The organism is Microbacterium soli, from assembly GCF_039539005.1.
Taxonomy (GTDB): Bacteria; Actinomycetota; Actinomycetes; order Actinomycetales; family Microbacteriaceae; genus Microbacterium; species Microbacterium soli.
On record NZ_BAABCP010000001.1, the window covers coordinates 2,372,122 to 2,393,493 of the forward strand.

At 67.2% G+C, this 21,372-nt stretch carries 15 protein-coding genes and 2 rRNA genes; 13 read left to right on the forward strand and 4 right to left on the reverse strand.

What is annotated here, in order from left to right; all coding sequences use genetic code 11:
* The first annotated feature begins 12 nt into the window (after positions 1–12).
* The 8 genes from pheS to argH all read left to right on the forward strand — a co-directional run bounded on the left by pheS (position 13) and on the right by argH (position 10,534).
* Positions 13–1,062 carry a phenylalanine--tRNA ligase subunit alpha gene (pheS, locus tag ABD770_RS11215; RefSeq protein ID WP_344819643.1) on the forward strand — a complete coding sequence of 350 codons (1,050 nt, stop codon included), beginning with the start codon at positions 13–15 and terminating at the stop codon, positions 1,060–1,062.
* Positions 1,062–3,569: a phenylalanine--tRNA ligase subunit beta gene (gene pheT, locus ABD770_RS11220; protein ID WP_344819644.1), complete on the forward strand. Its 2,508-nt coding sequence runs from the start codon at positions 1,062–1,064 to the stop codon at positions 3,567–3,569. The genes pheS and pheT overlap by 1 nt, the downstream gene beginning before the upstream one ends.
* A gap of 310 nt (positions 3,570–3,879) precedes the next feature.
* Positions 3,880–4,932, forward strand: a complete 1,053-nt coding sequence (gene argC / locus ABD770_RS11225) for an N-acetyl-gamma-glutamyl-phosphate reductase (RefSeq protein ID WP_344819645.1) — start codon at positions 3,880–3,882, stop codon at positions 4,930–4,932.
* Positions 4,929–6,086 (forward strand): bifunctional glutamate N-acetyltransferase/amino-acid acetyltransferase ArgJ, encoded by a 1,158-nt coding sequence (argJ, locus tag ABD770_RS11230; RefSeq protein WP_344819646.1) that lies wholly within the window; start codon positions 4,929–4,931, stop codon positions 6,084–6,086. Before argC ends, argJ begins: the two co-directional genes overlap by 4 nt.
* Positions 6,083–6,982: an acetylglutamate kinase gene (argB, locus tag ABD770_RS11235; RefSeq protein ID WP_344819648.1), complete on the forward strand. Its 900-nt coding sequence runs from the start codon at positions 6,083–6,085 to the stop codon at positions 6,980–6,982. The genes argJ and argB overlap by 4 nt, the downstream gene beginning before the upstream one ends.
* Entirely contained in the window at positions 6,979–8,184 is a 1,206-nt protein-coding gene (locus ABD770_RS11240; protein WP_344819649.1) for an acetylornithine transaminase, read from the forward strand. Before argB ends, ABD770_RS11240 begins: the two co-directional genes overlap by 4 nt.
* Positions 8,181–9,113, forward strand: coding sequence for an ornithine carbamoyltransferase (argF, locus tag ABD770_RS11245; RefSeq protein ID WP_344819650.1), 933 nt, complete (start codon positions 8,181–8,183; stop codon positions 9,111–9,113). Before ABD770_RS11240 ends, argF begins: the two co-directional genes overlap by 4 nt.
* Positions 9,110–10,534: an argininosuccinate lyase gene (gene argH / locus ABD770_RS11250; protein ID WP_344819652.1), complete on the forward strand. Its 1,425-nt coding sequence runs from the start codon at positions 9,110–9,112 to the stop codon at positions 10,532–10,534. The genes argF and argH overlap by 4 nt, the downstream gene beginning before the upstream one ends.
* A 15-nt stretch (positions 10,535–10,549) precedes the next feature.
* Here argH and ABD770_RS11255 read toward each other — a convergent pair whose 3' ends face one another.
* Positions 10,550–11,140, reverse strand: a complete 591-nt coding sequence (locus ABD770_RS11255) for a DNA-binding protein (RefSeq protein WP_344819653.1) — start codon at positions 11,138–11,140, stop codon at positions 10,550–10,552.
* Positions 11,141–11,218: 78 nt separating this feature from the next.
* Between ABD770_RS11255 and ABD770_RS11260 the strand changes: the two genes are divergently transcribed.
* Complete coding sequence (locus tag ABD770_RS11260; protein ID WP_344819654.1) at positions 11,219–11,740, forward strand: Pycsar system effector family protein; 522 nt, start codon at positions 11,219–11,221, stop codon at positions 11,738–11,740.
* Between the two features lie 101 nt (positions 11,741–11,841).
* Here the strand turns inward: ABD770_RS11260 and ABD770_RS11265 are convergent, their stop codons facing one another.
* A complete protein-coding gene (locus tag ABD770_RS11265) occupies positions 11,842–12,423 on the reverse strand; it encodes a hypothetical protein (protein WP_344819655.1) in 582 nt (193 codons plus the stop codon).
* A gap of 74 nt (positions 12,424–12,497) precedes the next feature.
* Here ABD770_RS11265 and tyrS point away from each other — a divergent pair, with 74 nt between their 5' ends.
* Together tyrS and ABD770_RS11275 are read left to right on the forward strand one after the other, a co-directional pair.
* Positions 12,498–13,799, forward strand: a complete 1,302-nt coding sequence (tyrS, locus tag ABD770_RS11270) for a tyrosine--tRNA ligase (RefSeq protein WP_344819656.1) — start codon at positions 12,498–12,500, stop codon at positions 13,797–13,799.
* Between the two features lie 3 nt (positions 13,800–13,802).
* Positions 13,803–14,606 carry a DUF4184 family protein gene (locus ABD770_RS11275; RefSeq protein ID WP_344819657.1) on the forward strand — a complete coding sequence of 268 codons (804 nt, stop codon included), beginning with the start codon at positions 13,803–13,805 and terminating at the stop codon, positions 14,604–14,606.
* 19 nt (positions 14,607–14,625) lie between these two features.
* Here ABD770_RS11275 and ABD770_RS11280 read toward each other — a convergent pair whose 3' ends face one another.
* Together ABD770_RS11280 and ABD770_RS11285 are read right to left on the reverse strand one after the other, a co-directional pair.
* Positions 14,626–15,894, reverse strand: coding sequence for a CoA transferase (locus tag ABD770_RS11280; protein ID WP_344819658.1), 1,269 nt, complete (start codon positions 15,892–15,894; stop codon positions 14,626–14,628).
* A gap of 207 nt (positions 15,895–16,101) precedes the next feature.
* Positions 16,102–16,368, reverse strand: coding sequence for a hypothetical protein (locus ABD770_RS11285; protein ID WP_344819659.1), 267 nt, complete (start codon positions 16,366–16,368; stop codon positions 16,102–16,104).
* Between the two features lie 6 nt (positions 16,369–16,374).
* On the opposite strand from ABD770_RS11285, the gene ABD770_RS11290 reads away from it, so the two are divergent.
* Both ABD770_RS11290 and ABD770_RS11295 read left to right on the forward strand, forming a co-directional pair.
* Positions 16,375–17,901: ribosomal RNA gene (locus ABD770_RS11290) — 16S ribosomal RNA — on the forward strand.
* A gap of 357 nt (positions 17,902–18,258) precedes the next feature.
* A 23S ribosomal RNA gene (locus ABD770_RS11295) occupies positions 18,259–21,365 on the forward strand.
* The 16S and 23S rRNA genes sit together here, the layout of an rRNA operon.
* Positions 21,366–21,372: the final 7 nt, after the last annotated feature.

A 21,372-nucleotide genomic window follows, 5' to 3' on the forward strand; every position in this document is an offset into this window, starting at 1 on the left:
GACTCGACTCTCGTGTCAGAGTCTCCTGAATCACCCCAGATCACCCCGGAGGCGGTGGAGTCCGCCGTCGATGCCGCGCTCGCGGCGATCACCGCAGCATCCGATACCGCGCAGCTCAAGGCCGCCCGCGCCGCGCATATCGCCGAGGGGTCGCCTCTGGCCGCGCTGAACGCGGGCATGCGACGTGTCGCCCCCGAGGACAAGGCGGTCTTCGGAAAGCTCATCGGCCAGGGACGGGGCAGGGTCGCCCAGGCGTTCGCCGCACGGGAGACGGAGCTCGTCGAGGCGGAGACCGCCGCGCGGCTGGAGGCCGAGCGCGTGGACATCACCGCGGTCGCCTCGCGCGCGCGCGTCGGCGCTCGGCATCCGCTGACACTCCTGCAGGAGCAGGTCTGCGATGTCTTCGTCGGCATGGGGTGGGAGATCGCGGAGGGACCGGAGCTCGAGCACGAGTGGTTCAACTTCGACGCGTTGAACTTCGACGAGGATCATCCCGCCCGTCAGGAGCAGGACACGTTCTACGTCGATCCTGCATCGCGCCACCTCGTGATGCGTACGCACACGAGCCCCGTGCAGGTGCGCTCCATGCTCGACCGGGAGCTGCCCATCTATGTGCTGTGCCCGGGACGGACATACCGCACGGATGAGTTCGACGCGACGCACCTGCCGGTATTCAGCCAGTTCGAGGGACTCGTGGTCGACAAGGGCATCACGATGGCGCACCTGAAGGGTACGCTCGACCACTTCGCGCGGCAGATGTTCGGGCCGGAGGCGAAGACCCGGCTGCGCACCAACTACTTCCCGTTCACCGAGCCGTCGGCGGAGCTGGACCTGTGGCACCCGACCTTCAAGGGCGGCGCCCGCTGGATCGAGTGGGGCGGCTGCGGCATGGTCAACGCGAATGTGCTGCGCGCCGCGGGGATCGACCCCGAGGTGTACAGCGGATTCGCCTTCGGGATGGGGATCGAGCGGACGCTGATGTTCCGCAGCGATGTGCAGGACATGCGGGACATGGCCGAAGGTGATGTCCGCTTCAGCGAGCAGTTCGGGATGGTGGTGTGATGCGCGTTCCGCTTTCCTGGCTGCGCGAGTTCGTCGAGGTCGCAGAGGGCGCGACGGCGGAGGATGTTCTGGCCTCTCTGGTGTCGGTCGGCTTCGAGGAGGAGGACATCCACCGCTTCGAGATCACGGGCCCCGTGGTGGTCGGGCAGGTGCTGGAGTTCACCCCCGAGCCGCAGAAGAACGGCAAGACCATCAACTGGTGCCAGGTGGACGTCGGCGAGGCGAACGGCGGCGTGCGCGGAATCGTCTGCGGCGCGCACAACTTCGCCGTCGGGGACAAGGTCGTGGTGACCCTGCCCGGCTCGGTGCTGCCGGGGCCGTTCCCCATCGCCGCGCGCAAGACGTACGGGCATGTCTCGGATGGCATGATCGCGTCCGCGCGCGAGCTGGGACTGGGCGACGATCACGAGGGCATCATCGTCCTGTCGACCCTGGGCCTGGACCCCGAGGTGGGCGAGGACGCCATCGCGCTGCTGGGCCTGGACGATGTCGCGATCGACGTCAACGTCACCCCGGACCGCGGGTACGCGTTCTCGGTGCGCGGCATCGCCCGCGAGTACTCGCATGCGACGGGGGCGGAGTTCCGCGACCCCGGCATCCGGCCCTGGGGCGAGCTGCAGCAGCCGACGACGGGCTTCTCCGTCGCCGTCGACGATGCCGCCCCGATCCGGGGGAACATCGGTGCGCGGGAGTTCGCGGTCCGCGTCGTGCGCGGCGTGGACCCCAGCCGGCCCACACCCCCGTGGATGGTGTCGCGTCTGCTTCTGGCGGGCATGCGCTCTCTGGGCGTGCTCATCGACATCACGAACTACGTCATGCTCGAACTCGGCAACCCGATCCACGGCTACGACCTGGACACCCTCACGGGCGGCATCACCGTGCGCCGCGCGCACGAGGGGGAGCACCTCCGGACCCTGGACGGGCAGGACCGCGCGCTGAGCACCGAGGACCTGCTGATCACGGACGACTCCGGTCCCATCGGCCTCGCCGGCGTGATGGGCGGCGGCCCGACCGAGATGACGGCGAGCACCCGCAACGTGCTCATCGAGGCCGCCGTCTTCGACACGACGACGATCGCGCGCACCGCCCGCAGGCACAGGCTGCCCAGCGAGGCCTCCAAGCGCTTCGAGCGCGGAGTCGACCCGCTCATCCCGTTCGTCGCCGCACGGCGCGTGGCCGACCTGATGGTCGAGCTCGCGGGCGGTGAGCTCGCGGACGAGGGCGGCGCGCTGTTCGCCACGGTCTCGCAGAGCGCCATCCTGCTGCCGAGAGGCTTCGCGGCCGGTGTCGTCGGCGTCGAGTACGAGGAGGCCGAGATCACGGGAGCGCTGGAGACGATCGGCGCCTCCGTGGATGCCGCTGATGACGGCTGGTGGGTGACCCCGCCCAGTTGGCGCCCGGACCTCACCGACAAGTGGACCCTCGTGGAGGAGATCGCGCGCCTCCACGGCCTCGACCGCATTCCCTCCGTGCTGCCGGTCCCGCCGTCGGGCCGCGGCTACACCGCGCTGCAGCAGGGTCGGCGGCGGGTGTCCGACGCGCTCGCCGCGGCGGGCCTGGTGGAGACCCCGGCGTTCCCGTTCACCACCCAGGAGCACAACGACCTGCACGGTTCAGCCAGCGGGGAGCCGCTTCCCGGCATCCGCTTGGCCAACGCGCTCGACGGACACGCGTCCTTCCTGCGCCGCTCGCTGATCCCCGGCCTGCTGCAGACGGCGCACCGCAACATCGCACGCGGTCTGGTGGATCTGGCGATCTTCGAGACCGGCCTGGTGTTCGCCCCTGAGCCGGGGGAGGCCTACGGGACCGACTTCATCCCGCCGCTGGGGCAGAAGCCCTCCGATGAGACGCTGGCGGCGTTGAACGCCTCGATCCCACCGCAGCCGCGCCACGTCGCGGTGCTGCTGACGGGGAACCTTACCCCGCGCCAGCCCGGCCATCCGGCCGTGCCTGCGGGTCTGGGAGACGCGCTGGACGCCGTGCGCGTCATCGGCGCGGCAGCGGGCGTGGAGATCGAGGTGACCCAGACGCGGCGCGCGGCTCTGCACCCGGGCCGAGCCGGTGCGCTGACCGTCGCCGGCGAGGAGATCGGGTACGTCGGGGAGCTGCATCCGCAGGTCTCCGCGGATGCCGATCTGCCGGGCCGCGCCGTGGTCGCCGAACTCGATCTGGACCGCCTGCTGACGCTGGCCGGCGAGAGGGTGGTGGCGGCCTCGCTGTCGACCTTCCCCGCAGCCACGCAGGACGTCTCCCTGGTCGTGGGCGTCGACGTTCCGGCCGCCGAGGTGCGGGCGGCACTCGTCGAGGGCGCCGGTGACCTGCTGGAGTCGGCGGCCCTGGTCGACGACTACCGCGGCGAGGGCGTCGAGGTCGGTCGCAAGAGCCTCAGCTACGCCCTGCGCTTCCGTGCCCCCGACCGCACGCTCACCGCGGCCGAGGCGACCGAGGCGAAGCTCGCCGGTGTGGCCGTGGCGGCGGAGAGGTTCGGAGCCACGATCCGGGACTGAGCGCTCCATACCCGCGGCGGAGCATGAGCGGGCCTTCTTCGACCTGCGCTGAGGCCCGCCGCACGAGCGACTGTGACGGCGCGGATTTGCAGATGCCCGGGACGGGGCGCTACTGTCGCGTCATGCCTTCGGCCGCACCCCTCCCGACGACGTTCACCGAGAACGCCGTCCTCGTGCGCCGACGCCGTCCCGGCCGCCGACTCTAGGCGACTCCGCGCAGCCCCGTTCCGCCGTGGTCCGGGCCCGGTGCCGGTGTCGCCGCCCTGGCCCAAGCCCGTCATCGGGCGCACCCGACCGTTAAGGTAGAACCATGACGTACTCCGTCGCCGTCTCCGGCGCATCCGGTTATGCGGGAGGCGAGATCCTGCGGCTGCTCGAGGCTCATCCCGACATCGAGATCCGCACTGTCACCGCGCACTCCAACGCGGGTCAGCCGCTGGTCGACCACCAGCCGCATCTGCGCTCGCTCGCCCACCTGACTCTGCAGGACACGACCCCCGAGATCCTCGCGGGCCACGACATCGTGTTCCTCGCCCTGCCGCACGGCCAGTCCGGCCAGTACACCGACGCGCTGGGGGAGGTCCCGCTCGTCATCGACGCAGGGGCCGACCACAGGCTCGCCTCCGCTGCGGCATGGGACGCCTTCTACGGCGGCCCCTTCCACGAGCCCTGGACGTACGGCGTCCCCGAGCTGCTCGTCGACGGCCGAAAGCAGCGCGAGACCCTGCGCGGCACGACCCGCATCGCCGCCCCGGGCTGCAACGCCTCCACCGTCAGCCTCAGCCTCGCCCCCGGCGCCGCCGCGGGCGTCATCGACACGTCCGACATCGTCAGCGTCCTCGCCGTCGGCCCGTCCGGCGCGGGCAAGAGCCTCAAGCCGCACCTGCTGGGCAGTGAGCTGCTGGGCACCGCCAACCCCTACGCGGTCGGCGGCACGCATCGGCACATCCCCGAGATCCGGCAGGCCCTCGCGGAGGCGTCGGGGGCGGCACCGGAGGGCATCCGCATCTCCTTCACCCCGGTGATCGTGCCGATGGCCCGCGGCATCCTCGCCACCTCGTCGGCTCCCATCGCCGACGGCGTCACGGATGCGCAGATCCGGGACGCCTGGGCATCCGCCTACGACGGCGAGACGTTCGTGCAGCTGCTGCCCGAGGGGCGCTTCCCGCGCACGGCCGACGTGCTGGGCGCGAACACCGCGCTGATGGGTCTCGCGGTCGACCGTGCGGCGAACCGCGTGACCGTGGTCACCGCCGTCGACAATCTCGTCAAGGGGACCGCCGGCGCCGCTGTGCAGTCCATGAACCTCGCGCTGGGCCTCCCCGAGGACCGCGCCCTCACTGTGAACGGAGTGGCGCCGTGAGCGTGACCGCACCTCAGGGATTCGAAGCCGCCGGCGTCGCCGCAGGACTGAAGAGCACCGGCAGGCCGGACGTGGCCGTGGTCGTCAACCGGGGGCCCCGCAAGGTCGGCGCCGCCGTGTTCACGAGCAATCGCGCCAAGGCCAACCCGATCCTGTGGTCGCAGCAGGTCATCGCCGACCGCATCGTCGAGGCCATCGTGCTCAACTCCGGCGGGGCGAACTGCTTCACGGGCTCCTTCGGCTTCCAGACCAGCCACCTCACCGCCGAGAAGGCGGCCGAGCTGCTGGAGGTGAGCGCGGGCGACATCCTGGTCTGCTCCACCGGGTTGATCGGCACCGGTGACGAGGTGTTCCGCGGCAAGGTGCTCGACGGCGTCGAGCGGGGCATCGCGAGCCTGAGCGCCGACGGCGGGCAGGTCGCCGCGGAGGCCATCATGACCACCGACACCGTCTCGAAGACAGCGGTGGTCGCCCGCGACGGCTGGACCATCGGAGCGATGGCGAAGGGCGCGGGCATGCTCGCGCCGGGCCTGGCCACCATGCTCGTGGTCATCACCACGGATGCCGACCTCGAGGCGTCCGAGGCCGATGCCGCGCTGCGCCGCGCGACGAGCGTCAGCTTCGACCGGCTCGACTCGGACGGCTGCATGTCCACCAACGACCAGGTCACGCTGCTCGTGAGCGGCGCGAGCGGCATCCGCCCCGACCTCGACGACTTCGATGCCGCACTCGCCGAGCTGTGCCTGGAGCTCGCGCGGAAGCTGCAAGGCGACGCGGAGGGCGCAAGTCACGACATCACGATCGAGGTCGTGAACGCGGCGACGGAGGTCGATGCGGTCGAGGTCGGCCGCTCGGTCGCCCGCAACAACCTCTTCAAAGCCGCGATCTTCGGCAACGACCCGAACTGGGGGCGCGTGCTGGCGGCCATCGGCACCACTCGCGCGGAGTTCGACCCCTACGCCGTCGACGTCACGATGAACGGCATCCGCGTCTGCTCGGACGGCGGGCCGGACCGGCCGCGCGAGGAGGTCGACCTGACCCCGCGCGCGACGCACCTGCTGATCGACCTGAAGGCGGGCTCCGCCACCGCGACGATCCTCACCAACGACCTCACCCACGACTACGTGCACGAGAACAGCGCGTACGCCTCATGACCCGGCTCCAGGACACCCCGCCCGAGGAAGCCGCCTACAAGGCGGCCACCCTCATCGAGTCGCTGCCGTGGCTGAAGAAGTTCCGCGACCAGATCGTCGTGGTCAAGTACGGCGGCAACGCCATGGTCAGCGACGAGCTGCAGGACGCCTTCGCACAGGACATCGCCTACCTCCGGTACGTCGGCGTGCAGCCGGTCGTGGTGCACGGCGGTGGACCGCAGATCTCCAGCATGCTCGACCGGCTCGACATCCCCAGCGAGTTCAAGGGCGGATACCGGGTCACCAACACCGAGGCCATCAGCGTCGTGCGGATGGTGCTCACCGGACAGGTCAACCCGCAGCTGGTCGGCAAGATCAACTCGCACGGCCCGATCGCGACGGGTATCAGCGGTGAGGACGCCGGACTGTTCGGAGGGCGCCGACGCGGCGTCGTCATCGACGGCGAGGAGATCGATCTCGGTCGCGTGGGCGATGTCGTCCAGGTCGATCCGACTCCGGTGCTCGACCATCTCGCGGCAGGGCGCATACCCGTGGTCTCCTCGATCGCGCCGGATCTGGATCACCCCGGACAGTCGCTCAACGTGAACGCGGACGCCGCCGCGGCGGCGCTCGCCGTCGCCCTCGGCGCGCGCAAGCTCGTCATCCTCACCGATGTCGCGGGCCTGTACGCCGACTGGCCGAACCGTGACTCGCTCGTCTCGCACATCACCGCCGGCGCGCTCACCGACATGCTGCCGAAGCTGGAGTCGGGGATGATCCCGAAGATGCGCGCCTGCCTGGACGCCGTGCAGGGCGGAGTCGACGCGGCGGCCATCATCGACGGACGGGTGCCGCACTCGGTGCTCGTGGAGTTGTTCACCAGCAAGGGGATCGGTACGGAAGTGGTCGCATCATGAACGACTGGAACGACGACGCATCACGCGACCTCATGAGCCTGGGCGGGCGGCTCGCGCTGCTGACCCGCGGCGAGGGCTCCTGGGTGTGGGATGCCGACGGCAAGCGCTACCTCGACTTCCTGGGCGGGATCGCCGTGAACTGCCTCGGGCATGCGCATCCGGTGTTCGTGGAGGCCGTCTCGAGGCAGGCCGCCGTGCTCGCGCACGTGTCGAACTACTTCGCCTCGCCGGCGCAGCTCGAGCTGGCGGCGCGGCTGAAGCGGCTCGCCGGCACGGGGGAGCAGGGGCGGGTGTTCCTCGCGAACTCCGGCACCGAGGCCAACGAGACGGCCATCAAGCTCGCCCGACTGCACGGCATGCCGTCGGGGCGCAGCACGATCCTCGTCGTGGACGGCGCCTTCCACGGCCGCACGATGGGTGCGCTCTCGCTCACCCCGAAGGCCACGTACCGCGACCCGTTCCTGCCCGCCGTGCCCGACGTGGTCACCGTGCAGCGCTCGGTGGCGAGCCTGGAGGCCGCGTTCGCGGCCGGCGGCGTCGCGGCCCTGTTCGTCGAGCCCATCCAGGGGGAGGCCGGCGTCGTCGAGCTGCCCGAGGGGTTCCTCACCAGGGCGCGCGAGCTGACCGCCGAGCACGACGCGCTGCTGATCCTCGACGAGGTGCAGACCGGGTCCGGGCGCACGGGCGACTGGTTCGCCTTCCAACACGAGGGGATCATCCCGGATGCCGTGACGCTGGCCAAGGGGATCGGCGCGGGCTTCCCGCTCGGGGCGCTCATCACCTTCGGAGCCACCAGCGAGCTGTTCTACCCCAGCACCCACAACTCGACCTTCGGCGGCAACCCGCTGGCGAGCGCCGTGTCGAACGCCGTCCTCGACCACATCGAGAAGGAGCATCTGCTGGAGAACGTGAACGCCAGGGGCGCGCAGCTGCGCGCGGGCGTCGCAGAACTCCCCCTGGTGGCCGGCACGAGCGGGGCGGGGCTGCTCATCGGCATCCGACTCTCGCGTCCCGTCGCCGCCGAGGTGCGTGAGGCCGCCCACGAACGCGGCCTGATCGTCAACGCCCCCACCGAGGACGTCATCCGCATCGCTCCCGCCTACACGATCGGCGATTCCGAGGTCGCGGAGTTCCTCACCCAGTTCCGCGCGGCGCTGGCCGCCGTCGCATCCTCACACGAGACCATGGAGACCCCCGCATGACGCGCCACCTGCTTCGCGATGACGACCTGACTCCCGCAGAGCAGAGCGAGATCCTCGACCTCGCGGTCCAACTGAAGAAGGACCGCTGGTCCAGTCGGGCGCTGGCGGGCCCGCAGACCGTCGCGGTCATCTTCGACAAGTCCTCCACGCGCACGCGCGTGTCCTTCGCGGTGGGCATCGCCGATCTGGGCGGTTCGCCGCTGATCATTGCGACGGCCAACAGTCAGCTCGGCGGCAAGGAGACCCCGGCCGACACCGCACGGGTGCTCGAGCGCCAGGTCGCCGCCATCGTCTGGCGCACCTATGCGCAGTCCGGTCTGGAGGAGATGGCGCGCGGCACGCGCGTGCCGGTCATCAACGCGCTCTCCGACGACTTCCATCCCTGCCAGCTGCTGGCCGACCTGCTCACCATCCGCGAGCACAAGGGTGAGCTCGCAGGGCTCACGCTGACGTTCTTCGGCGACGGGCGTAGCAACATGGCGCACTCCTACGTGCTGGCCTGCGTCACGGCGGGCATGCACGTGCGCATCGCCTCGCCCATCGCCTACCGGCCCCGGGCCGACGTCGTGGCGGCGGCGGAGCGGCGCGCGGCCGAGACCGGCGGTTCGATCACCCTGCTCACCGACCCCCGCGAGGCGGCCCTGGGCGCGGACGTCATCGTCACCGACACCTGGGTGTCGATGGGCAAGGAGGAGGAGAAGATCGAGCGCCTCCGCGATCTGGGCGGTTACAAGGTGACCACGGAGATCATGGCGCTCGCCGATCCGGCGGCCATCTTCATCCACTGCCTGCCCGCCGACCGCGGCTATGAGGTGGACTCGGACGTCATCGACGGGCCGCAGAGCGTCGTGTGGGACGAGGCCGAGAACCGGCTGCACGCGCAGAAGGCGCTGCTGGTGTGGCTGCTGGAGCGGCAGGAGGCGGCGTGAGCGGCGCGCACGGTACCAACGACGGCGCGCTGTGGGGCGCCCGCTTCGCCGGCGGTCCCTCGCCGGAGCTGGCGGAACTGAGCCGCTCCACCCATTTCGACTGGGCCCTCGCCCTCTACGACATCGCCGGTTCCCACGCGCACGCGCGTGCGTTGGAGGCGGCGGGCTATCTGGAGGCGGAGGAGGCGCGCATCATGCACGCGGGCCTCGACGTGCTCGCCGCGAGGATCGCCGACGGCACCCTGCAGCCGGACCCGGGCGACGAGGATGTGCACGGTGCGTTGGAGAAGGCGCTCATCGCCGAGGTCGGCGCGGAGGTGGGCGGGCGGCTGCGCGCCGGACGCAGCCGCAACGATCAGATCGCGACGCTCGTGCGGATGTATCTCATCGACCACGCCGCGGTGATCGCCCGTGATCTGCTGCGGGTCATCGACGCTCTCGTGGCGCAGGCCGAGGAGCATCCGGATGCCATCCTCCCCGGCCGCACGCATCTGCAGCACGCCCAGCCGGTGCTGCTCGCGCACCACCTGCAGGCGCACGCGTGGCCGCTGGTGCGCGAGCTGGAGCGGCTGGTGGACTGGCGTCGGCGGGCGGGGACCTCCCCGTACGGCGGGGGAGCGCTCGCGGGTTCCACGCTGGGCCTCGACCCGGCCCTGGTGGCACGGGAGCTGGGGCTGGACCGTCCGGCGGAGAACTCTCTGGACGGCACAGCGGCGCGCGATGTGGTGGCCGAGTTCGCCTTCATCGCCGCGATGACGGGCATCGACCTGTCCCGCCTGTCGGAGGAGATCATCCTCTGGAACACCCGCGAGTTCGGCTTCGTCACGCTCGATGACGCGTATTCGACGGGCTCCAGCATCATGCCGCAGAAGAAGAACCCCGACATCGCGGAGCTCGCCCGGGGAAAGTCCGGCAGGCTGATCGGCAACCTGACCGGACTGCTGGCCACGCTCAAGGGCCTCCCGCTCGCCTACAACCGCGACCTGCAGGAGGACAAGGAGCCGGTCTTCGACTCCGTGCGCACGCTCGAGATGGTACTCCCGGCGTTCGCGGGCATGGTCGCCACGCTGCGCTTCGACACGGCGCGCATGGCCGAGCTCGCCCCGCAGGGCTTCTCGCTGGCGACCGATGTCGCCGAGTGGCTCGTCAAGCAGCGTGTGCCGTTCCGCGACGCGCACGAGATCTCCGGTGCGCTGGTGCGGGCGTGTGAGGAACACGGGATCGGGCTGGAGGACGCCGATGACGAGCTGCTGCGCTCGGTCTCGGAGCACCTGACGCCCGCCGTGCGCGATGTGCTCTCGATCGAGGGCTCCGTGGCCTCTCGGACGGGCGTCGGCGGCACGGCACCCGCGCGGGTCGCCGAGCAGCGTGCCGAGCTCGTCGCGCGCGCCCGGGCCGCCGCGGCCGCGCTCGAGCTCTGAACCCGGCGGAGGGTTTCACGCCGACGCATCAGCATCCGCGCGGGCCAGCGCGTTCTCGAGGGCGGGCAGAGCCTGCTCCTCCAGGTGCAGGCGCGCGGCGCTGACCCGAAGACTCACCGCTGCCGGAGTGATGCCCAGCCGCCGGGCGGCCTCGCGCTGGGTGACGTTCTCGGCGAGCACGTCGTAGACCTCCCAGCCCTTCTCGGACCTGCGGTCGCGCAGCTCGATGAGCAGTCGGACCAGCGATTGGGCGTGCTCGGCGTGCACATCGCCGTTGATCGACAGGCGCGTCGGCTCGCTCTTGGCCGATTCGACGGCGTCGCGGGCGTGGATGAGCGCTTCTCCGCGCGCTTCCCGGATGCTCGGGGGAAGCGGTGCCTCCACCGTGCCGACGCCGACGCCGACGCTCCAGACGCCGCGGCGAGTGAGGTGGAGGATCAGGCGCAGAGCGGTGCGCGCCTCGGCGGTCAGGAGTTGGAACTCGTCGCCGACGGTGCGCTCCGGTCCCAGGAGGAGGCCGTCGTGGACGCGGAGCTCCGCCAGCTCCTCGGCGACCAGATCCGACCCCGTTCTGCTGGACTTCTGGTCCACGGTCAGTGCGAACATGAGATTAGTCTACAGGCTTATATTGTAAGAGTTAAGCCTTGAGTATCATGTTTCCGTGAGGTTCGATAGCATGCAGGAATGAGCACAGAGCCCGGTGCGAGAGAGAACCAGATGCTGCAGGAAGCCCGTGATGACGTTCAGCATGCCGACCAGAAGGCATCACTGCTGCTGGCCACAGCAGGGGTCGGTTTCGGTGTCGTCGTCGGCGGTCAGATGTCCTCCCCCTGGCGAGCCGACCAGATGCTCTCCCCGATCGGCCAGATCCTCTGGTGGGCGGGGATCGTCGCGGCCGTCGCCTCCGTCGTCGCCGCCGCCGTCGCGGTCTGGCCCCGTTACCGGCTGGAGGTGATGCCGCGTTACGGCATCACGTACTGGGGACATGTCGCCGCATTCAGGGACCCCCGCAGTCTCGGCAAGGCCATGACCAAGGCCGGTTCGGACCGCAAGGGCGCCGGACGCGACCGGGCGCTGCACCAGCTGTGGAGCCTGTCACGGATCGTGTTGAAGAAATACCGGTGGATCAGGGCATCCCTCGTTCTGGCCGGATGCGCCGTGCTCGGGCTGAGTCTTGCCGTGGTCATCTTCCCCGCAGTCCCATGAGCACGGACGGCTCGAACGCCGACGACGCGGCGGAGAGCGCCTCGGCGGTGGCGGTGACGCTGACATCGTCGGCTCGCGGCCACGACCGTCATCGCTGAGGCTCACATCAGCACGAGCCGGACGATCGCGGCGACCGAGCCCGCCCACAGCAGGCTCGCGAGCGTGCCGATGATGAACCGCTCCCTGGCCTCGGACTCGGCGAGCTCGGGGAACCGGCCGATCCCCTTGACCGCGACGATCACCGCGAGGGCCTCGGGAAATCCCACCACGATGGCGACCGCCGTGCAGACGCGCTCCAGGTAGCCGATGACCGTGCCGCCGCGCATGAGGGTCCGTGCGCGCGCCGGGTCGGCGTCGTGCGCGGCGAGGATCACGATGCCGCCGTCCTCGGTCTCGCGCACGCGGCTGCCTGCCGCGATCTCGAGCGCCCTGCGGGTGAACGGGTTGCCGCCGACGGAAGCCGCCGCGACCCCCAGCGCGGCCAGGGGGATGCCCAGGGCCGGGACCGCGACGGGGCGGGTGACCACGACGATCGTGATCGCGCCGACCACCAGCGCACCGCCGATCACGGCGACGGCGGTGGTCGGGCGCCGCAGCGCCGTCAGCGACAGCACGAGTACGACGAGCAGGATCGCGACGATCACGCCGGAGAGGATGACCGAGGCGGGTTCGACGGGCGCCATGCCGCCAGCATGGCACGGGCATCCGACGTCACGCCGGAGCGGAGTGCGCGATCCGCGCTGATAACCTGTAGCGCGTGCCGAATACCGCTCTGACGACCGCCCCCGTGGCGCTCGACCCCACGTTCGAGAACGTGTGGGACGAGCTGCTGTGGCGCGGGCTGGTCCACGTGTCCACCGATCAGGAGGCGCTGCGCGCCCTTCTCGGCGGGGACCCGATCACGTACTACTGCGGCTTCGACCCGACCGCTCCCAGCCTGCATCTGGGCAATCTCGTGCAGTTGCTGCTGCTGCGCCGCCTGCAGCTGGCCGGCCACAGACCCCTCGGGCTCGTCGGCGGTTCCACGGGTCTCATCGGCGACCCGCGTCCCACTGCGGAGCGCACGCTCAACACGAGGGAGACGGTCGAGGAGTGGGTCGGGCGCCTGCGCGCCCAGGTCGAGCGCTTCCTCAGCTTCGAGGGCGACAACGCGGCGCGCATCGTCAACAACCTCGACTGGACGGCGCCGTTGAGCGCCATCGACTTCCTGCGGGAGATTGGCAAGCACTACCGGGTCGGCACGATGCTGAAGAAGGACGCCGTCGCCGCCCGGTTGAACTCCGACGCGGGAATCAGCTACACCGAGTTCAGTTACCAGATCCTGCAGGGGATGGACTTCCTCGAGCTGTACCGGCAGTACGGCTGCGTGCTGCAGACCGGCGGATCGGATCAGTGGGGCAACCTCACCAGTGGCACCGATCTCATCCACAGGGTGGAGGGCGTCTCCGCGCACGCCATCGGGACTCCGTTGATCACCAACAGCGACGGGACCAAGTTCGGCAAGAGCGAGGGCAACGCCATCTGGCTGGATGCCGAGATGTGCAGCCCGTACCGGATGTACCAGTTCTGGCTGGGCACGACGGACGCCGATGTCATCGACCGGCTGAAGGTCTTCACCTTCCTGACCCGTGCCGAGATCGAGGAGTACGCGGCCCTCGTGGAGTCGGAGCCGTTCCGCCGCGCCGCCCAGAAGCGTCTCGCGATGGAGGTGTGCGTCACGGTGCACGGTGTCGAGGCGACGGAGGCCGTCATCGCGGCATCCGAGGCACTGTTCGGGCGGGGCGATCTGTCGAGTCTGGACGCGACCACGTTGCGCAGCGCGCTGGAGGAGCTGCCGAATGCGACGGTGCCCGCGGGAACCGGAGTGGTCGACGCCCTCGTGGCGACGGGACTCGTCACCAGCGGGGGAGAAGCGCGTCGTGCGATCTCCCAGGGCGGGGTCACTCTCGACGGCGTCCGGGTCGCCGACGACTCGGCGACCGTGCGGGGATCGCTCCCTGGCGGGGTGAGCGTGCTGCGCCGCGGCAAGAAGACCCTCGCGGGCGTCTTCCTCGCTTGAGGCATGCCGTTCACTGCGAGCCACGCGCTGGTCGCGCTGCCGTTCGTGCGCACCCCGCTGGTGCCCGCGGCGATCGCGATCGGCGCGATGACCCCGGATCTCCCGCTGTTCACACACGGGATCGGAGCGTCGTACGGCTTCACGCACTCGGCGTCCAACACGGTGTGGACGGCACTGATCGCGCTGGGGCTGCTGGTCGTGTGGCGGACGGCGCTGCGGCCGGCACTCGTGCTGCTGGCGCCGGATGCCGTGGCCGCGCGGCTTCCGGGGTCCTGGCGTCGCACGGGCCTCGCCGCCGTGGCCGAGCTGTTCGCCCCGCGCGGGACGGGGCCCGTCCGCGTCGCGCTCGCGGGGCTCCTGCTGGCGGTCTCGCTCCTGCTGGGGGTGCTCTCGCACATCGTCTGGGACCTGTTCACGCATGAGGGCAGGTGGGCGGTCGCCGCGATCCCGCTGCTGGAGGCGGACTGGGGCCCGATGCCGGGCTACAAGTGGCTGCAGCACGGCTCCAGTGCGATCGGCCTGCTGATCATCGCGGTGTACGCGCTGCTGTGGCTGCGCGGCCGGTCGGCGGAGCGTGCGGTGCGGACGCTGCCGGCGTGGCTGCGATGGAGCTGGTACTCGACGCTGCCGGTTGCGCTGATCACCGGCTGGTGCGTCGGTCTGGTCGTCCACGGCCCGCCCGGACAGGAGCTCACCGTGCAGCAGCTGGCCTACCGGACGCTGCCGGCGGCGTGCGGGGTGTGGGGCGCGGCGAGCCTGGTGCTGTGCATCGCCGTGGTGGCGGCGACCGGGCGTCACCGGGCCTGAGCACGCACTGCTCGTCGTCTCACCACCACTCGGCGGCGTCACCGCCCCAGGGACGCGGTGCGCGGAACATCTCCGGACCGCCCTGCCAGCGCACGGCGGGAGCGACCGTGGTCACCCGGGTGCCCGCGACGTCGAACTCCTGCGTGCGGGCGGCGGCCGCCGGCATCGGCGCGGCGGTCGGAGTCCTCCGCATCCCGAGCAGCTCCGCGGCGACTCGGCGCAGTGAGGTGCGCACGTACCACGAGCCCCCGGCTTCGCCGCGGCGTCGGAGTGCCGTCATGATCCCCGCGGCGAGCAGATATCCGGCGGAGTGGTCGAGCGCCTGCGCGGGCAGCGCACCGGGGGTGCGGCCGTCCGAGGACTCGATCCAGGAGATCCCGCAGTCGGCCTGAACGATGCTGTCGAATCCGCGCGGTGAGTAGGCGCCGTGCCAGGCGCTGAGCTGCGCGACGATCAGCTGCGGGTGGACGGCTGCGAGCGTGCGCGGTTCGAGGCCCAGCCTGCGCAGACCGTCCGGACGATAGCCGAGCACGACCACATCGGCATCAGCGAGGAGCGCGTCGAAGCGCGGACGATCGGCGGCGATGTCCAGCAGCGCCGAGCGCTTGCCGTGCCCGGTATCCAGATGCTGCCAGGGGATCTCCGGCCGCTGCGGAGGGTCCAGACGCAGCACGTCGGCGCCGGCGAAGGCCAGCGTGCGCGTGGCCACGGGGCCGGCGATCACGCGGGTGAGGTCGAGCACGCGGACGCCCGCCAGCGGTGCGGACTCCTCCGCGCCGGGGATGCGGCGCGGACGGGAATCGGCGAGGGGCGAGACCTCGGTCAGCGGATGCCGGCGCAGAGCGGCATCCGCCGCGGGATCCTCCCGGCTCACCAGCACGCACACTCCACCGGCCTCGCGAACGGCGGATGCCGCGGGCGCGGCCTCTCGTGCACGCAGGGCGTCGCTCACGTCGTCGCGGGCTGCGCTCGCGGGCAGACCCAGCGCTTCGCACAGCGCCGTCGCGTGGTGCGGGTAGTTGCCGTGCGTCCGGACCCAGCCGTCGGCCGTGGGCCAGAACCCGGAGAGCGGGGCGAAGCCGGAGATCCCCGCCCCGTCCAGGCGCAGATGGCGCTCGCTGCCGTAGGCGGCGGCCACCTGATCCGCATCGAGCGGGAGCGGACGGCCGAGACCGGGGGAGAGGGACGCGATCGCTGAGGAGACGGCGGACACGCTCGCTCGTGCGAGCTCTCCTACGGCGAGGCGGGAGGGCAGCGGGACCGGAGGGTCGGTCAGGATGGTGTCCATGAGGCGAGCGTACGGGGAGGGCGCCTGCGACACGCCCGGGGTGTGGGGCTGATTTGCCGGATGCCCGGGATCCCCGTAGATTATCTGTTGTTCGCCCCAAGCGGTTGAGCGAAAGGTCTCCGGGCCTGGCTCCCTCCAAGCAGCGAACGGCTCCTTCTTCCACTGGTGGTTTCACTGGTGTAAGGTGGAGATCCGGCGCCGGACAGACTACTCAGCAGTCTCGGATCTGCCGGAGACAATTATGAGGTTGCCCTGTGCGTCCTGCTTTGGTGGGTGTGTGGGTGCGTCCGATCCTTGAGAACTCAACAGCGTGCACTTGTCAAATGCCAAATTATTCTCGTCGGCCTCTTTTGTGGGGTTGGTTGAGTATTCCTTTGGATCAAATTTTGTGTGAATGTCAGTAATGATGTTCGTTTTTTGGTCATGGTTGAACTCGCTGCTTTCTGGTCGTTTTCCCGGCTGGTTGGTCAGCATCGTTTTTTTACGGAGAGTTTGATCCTGGCTCAGGATGAACGCTGGCGGCGTGCTTAACACATGCAAGTCGAACGATGAACCTGGGGCTTGCCCTGGGGGATTAGTGGCGAACGGGTGAGTAACACGTGAGCAACCTGCCCCTGACTCTGGGATAAGCGCTGGAAACGGTGTCTAATACTGGATATGTCCTATCACCGCATGGTGTGTGGGTGGAAAGATTTTTCGGTTGGGGATGGGCTCGCGGCCTATCAGCTTGTTGGTGAGGTAATGGCTTACCAAGGCGTCGACGGGTAGCCGGCCTGAGAGGGTGACCGGCCACACTGGGACTGAGACACGGCCCAGACTCCTACGGGAGGCAGCAGTGGGGAATATTGCACAATGGGCGGAAGCCTGATGCAGCAACGCCGCGTGAGGGATGACGGCCTTCGGGTTGTAAACCTCTTTTGTCGGGGAAGAAGCCTTCGGGTGACGGTACCTGGAGAAAAAGCACCGGCTAACTACGTGCCAGCAGCCGCGGTAATACGTAGGGTGCAAGCGTTATCCGGAATTATTGGGCGTAAAGAGCTCGTAGGCGGTTTGTCGCGTCTGTCGTGAAATCCTCAGGCTCAACCTGAGGCTTGCGGTGGGTACGGGCAGACTAGAGTGCGGTAGGGGAGATTGGAATTCCTGGTGTAGCGGTGGAATGCGCAGATATCAGGAGGAACACCGATGGCGAAGGCAGATCTCTGGGCCGTAACTGACGCTGAGGAGCGAAAGGGTGGGGAGCAAACAGGCTTAGATACCCTGGTAGTCCACCCCGTAAACGTTGGGAACTAGTTGTGGGGTCCTTTCCACGGATTCCGTGACGCAGCTAACGCATTAAGTTCCCCGCCTGGGGAGTACGGCCGCAAGGCTAAAACTCAAAGGAATTGACGGGGACCCGCACAAGCGGCGGAGCATGCGGATTAATTCGATGCAACGCGAAGAACCTTACCAAGGCTTGACATACACCAGAAGACCCTGGAAACAGGGGGCTCTTTGGACACTGGTGAACAGGTGGTGCATGGTTGTCGTCAGCTCGTGTCGTGAGATGTTGGGTTAAGTCCCGCAACGAGCGCAACCCTCGTTCTATGTTGCCAGCACGTTATGGTGGGAACTCATGGGATACTGCCGGGGTCAACTCGGAGGAAGGTGGGGATGACGTCAAATCATCATGCCCCTTATGTCTTGGGCTTCACGCATGCTACAATGGCCGGTACAATGGGCGGCGATACCGTGAGGTGGAGCGAATCCCAAAAAGCCGGTCCCAGTTCGGATTGAGGTCTGCAACTCGACCTCATGAAGTCGGAGTCGCTAGTAATCGCAGATCAGCAACGCTGCGGTGAATACGTTCCCGGGTCTTGTACACACCGCCCGTCAAGTCATGAAAGTCGGTAACACCTGAAGCCGGTGGCCTAACCCTTGTGGAGGGAGCCGTCGAAGGTGGGATTGGTAATTAGGACTAAGTCGTAACAAGGTAGCCGTACCGGAAGGTGCGGCTGGATCACCTCCTTTCTAAGGAGCATCTGTGCCTGGTCTTTCGGGGCTGGGTTCCAGAACCTCGGTCAGGGCCGGTTGTGCTCTGCGGGGGCTCATGGGTGGAACGTTTGACATGGCATTCGAGCTGCGAGCTTGGGTCAGTACGGCCTTCGGGTCTGGAACGCTGGGGTTCGGGGGTTGGGTGCGTGCACGCTGTTGGGTCCTGAGGGACCGGGCCGGCTCGGTGGAGTCGTGCTGGACCTCGTGGCCCTTTTTGTCGTCTCCGGTCGGGGATGGTGAGGGGGGTCCGCCCGTACTTTGAGAACTACACAGTGGACGCGAGCATCTTAAAGAAAACGATCATCAGTCTTTGTGACTGGTGTGCTCATGTGATGTCAAGTCTTTAAGAGCAAACGGTGGATGCCTGGGCATCTGGAGCCGAAGAAGGACGTAGCAATCTGCGATAAGCCTCGGGGAGCTGATAAGCGAGTTTTGATCCGAGGATCTCCGAATGGGGAAACCCCGCCGGGCGTTTGTGCGACCCGGTGACTCCCGTCTGAATGTATAGGGCGGGTAGAGGGAACGTGGGGAAGTGAAACATCTCAGTACCCACAGGAAGAGAAAACAATAGTGATTCCGTGAGTAGTGGCGAGCGAAAGCGGAGGAGGCTAAACCGTTTCTGTGTGATACCCGGCAGGGGTTGCAGGGACGGGGTTGTGGGACTTTTCTGATCATTCTGCCGGATGGTCGACGTGATGTGGCGATATAGACGAACCGTTTTGAAAAGCGGGCCGTAGTGGGTGCCAGCCCCGTAGTCGAAATGTCGTGCGCAGCGTGAAGAGTATCCCAAGTAGCACGGGGCCCGAGAAATCCCGTGTGAATCTGTCAGGACCACCTGATAAGCCTGAATACTCCCAGATGACCGATAGCGGACAAGTACCGTGAGGGAAAGGTGAAAAGTACCCCGGGAGGGGAGTGAAATAGTACCTGAAACCGTTTGCTTACAAACCGTTGGAGCCTCCTTGGTAGGGGTGACAGCGTGCCTTTTGAAGAATGAGCCTGCGAGTTAGTGATATGTGGCGAGGTTAACCCGTGTGGGGGAGCCGTAGCGAAAGCGAGTCTGAAGAGGGCGTCGTAGTCGCATGTTCTAGACCCGAAGCGAAGTGATCTATCCATGGCCAGGCTGAAGCACGTGTAAGAGCGTGTGGAGGGCCGAACCCACTTAGGTTGAAAACTGAGGGGATGAGCTGTGGATAGGGGTGAAAGGCCAATCAAACTTCGTGATAGCTGGTTCTCTCCGAAATGCATTTAGGTGCAGCGTTGCGTGTTTCTTGCCGGAGGTAGAGCTACTGGATGGCCGATGGGCCTCACCAGGTTACTGACGTCAGCCAAACTCCGAATGCCGGTAAGTGAGAGCGCAGCAGTGAGACTGTGGGGGATAAGCTTCATAGTCGAGAGGGAAACAACCCAGACCACCATCTAAGGTCCCAAAGCGCGTGCTAAGTGGAAAAGGATGTGGAGTTGCTTAGACAACCAGGAGGTTGGCTTAGAAGCAGCCATCCTTGAAAGAGTGCGTAATAGCTCACTGGTCAAGTGATTCCGCGCCGACAATGTAACGGGGCTCAAGCACGCCACCGAAGTTGTGGCATTGACATTTTTGGTAGGCCTTCGTGGTCCAGCCGTGTTGATGGGTAGGAGAGCGTCGTGTGGCGAGTGAAGCGGCGGGGTGACCCAGTCGTGGACGCCACACGAGTGAGAATGCAGGCATGAGTAGCGAAAGACGTGTGAGAAACACGTCCTCCGGAAGACCAAGGGTTCCAGGGTCAAGCTAATCTTCCCTGGGTAAGTCGGGACCTAAGGCGAGGCCGACAGGCGTAGTCGATGGACAACGGGTTGATATTCCCGTACCGGCGAAGAACCGCCCAAGCTAATCCAGTGATGCTAAGTGTCCGAAGCTTCCCATCGTCACCTTCGGGTGGCACCGGGGGGTGGAGCACACGACCCTATGCTGGTGCGGTTAGCGTGTTAACAGGTGTGACGCAGGAAGGTAGCCCATGCCAGGCGATGGTTGTCCTGGTGCAAGCGTGTAGGCCGGTCCCTAGGCAAATCCGGGGGCCATGCGGCTGAGACGCGATGCGGATGAAAAGTGGGTGATCCTCTGCTGCCGAGAAAAGCATCGACGCGAGGTTCCAGCCGCCCGTACCCCAAACCGACTCAGGTGGTCAGGTAGAGAATACCGAGGAGATCGAGAGAATCGTGGTTAAGGAACTCGGCAAAATGCCCCCGTAACTTCGGGAGAAGGGGGGCCATCCGCTTATACCCACTTGCTGGGGAAAGGGCGTGGTGGCCGCAGAGACCAGTGGGTAGCGACTGTTTACTAAAAACACAGGTCCGTGCGAAGACGCAAGTCGATGTATACGGACTGACGCCTGCCCGGTGCTGGAAGGTTAAGAGGACCGGTCAGCCAGTAATGGCGAAGCTGAGAATTTAAGCCCCAGTAAACGGCGGTGGTAACTATAACCATCCTAAGGTAGCGAAATTCCTTGTCGGGTAAGTTCCGACCTGCACGAATGGCGTAACGACTTCCCAACTGTCTCAACCACGAACTCGGCGAAATTGCATTACGAGTAAAGATGCTCGTTACGCGCAGCAGGACGGAAAGACCCCGTGACCTTTACTACAGCTTGGTATTGGTGTTCGGTGTGGCTTGTGTAGGATAGGTGGGAGACGGTGAAGCGGGCACGCCAGTGTTCGTGGAGTCATTGTTGAAATACCACTCTGGTCACTCTGGATATCTAACTTCGGACCGTGATCCGGTTCAGGGACAGTGCCTGGTGGGTAGTTTAACTGGGGCGGTTGCCTCCTAAAGAGTAACGGAGGCGCCCAAAGGTTCCCTCAGCCTGGTTGGCAATCAGGTGGCGAGTGTAAGTGCACAAGGGAGCTTGACTGTGAGACTGACAGGTCGAGCAGGGACGAAAGTCGGGACTAGTGATCCGGCAGTGGCTTGTGGAAGCGCTGTCGCTCAACGGATAAAAGGTACCTCGGGGATAACAGGCTGATCTTGCCCAAGAGTCCATATCGACGGCATGGTTTGGCACCTCGATGTCGGCTCGTCGCATCCTGGGGCTGGAGTAGGTCCCAAGGGTTGGGCTGTTCGCCCATTAAAGCGGTACGCGAGCTGGGTTTAGAACGTCGTGAGACAGTTCGGTCCCTATCCGCTGCGCGCGGAGGAAGTTTGAGAGGATCTGACCCTAGTACGAGAGGACCGGGTTGGACGAACCTCTGGTGTGCCAGTTGTTCCGCCAGGAGCACCGCTGGTTAGCTACGTTCGGGATGGATAACCGCTGAAAGCATCTAAGCGGGAAGCCGGCCTCAAGATGAGACTTCCATCACCTTCGGGTGGAGAGGCTCCCAGCCAGACGACTGGGTTGATAGGCCAGATGTGGAAGCACGGCAACGTGTGGAGCTGACTGGTACTAATAAGCCGATGACTTGATAACACCCCTG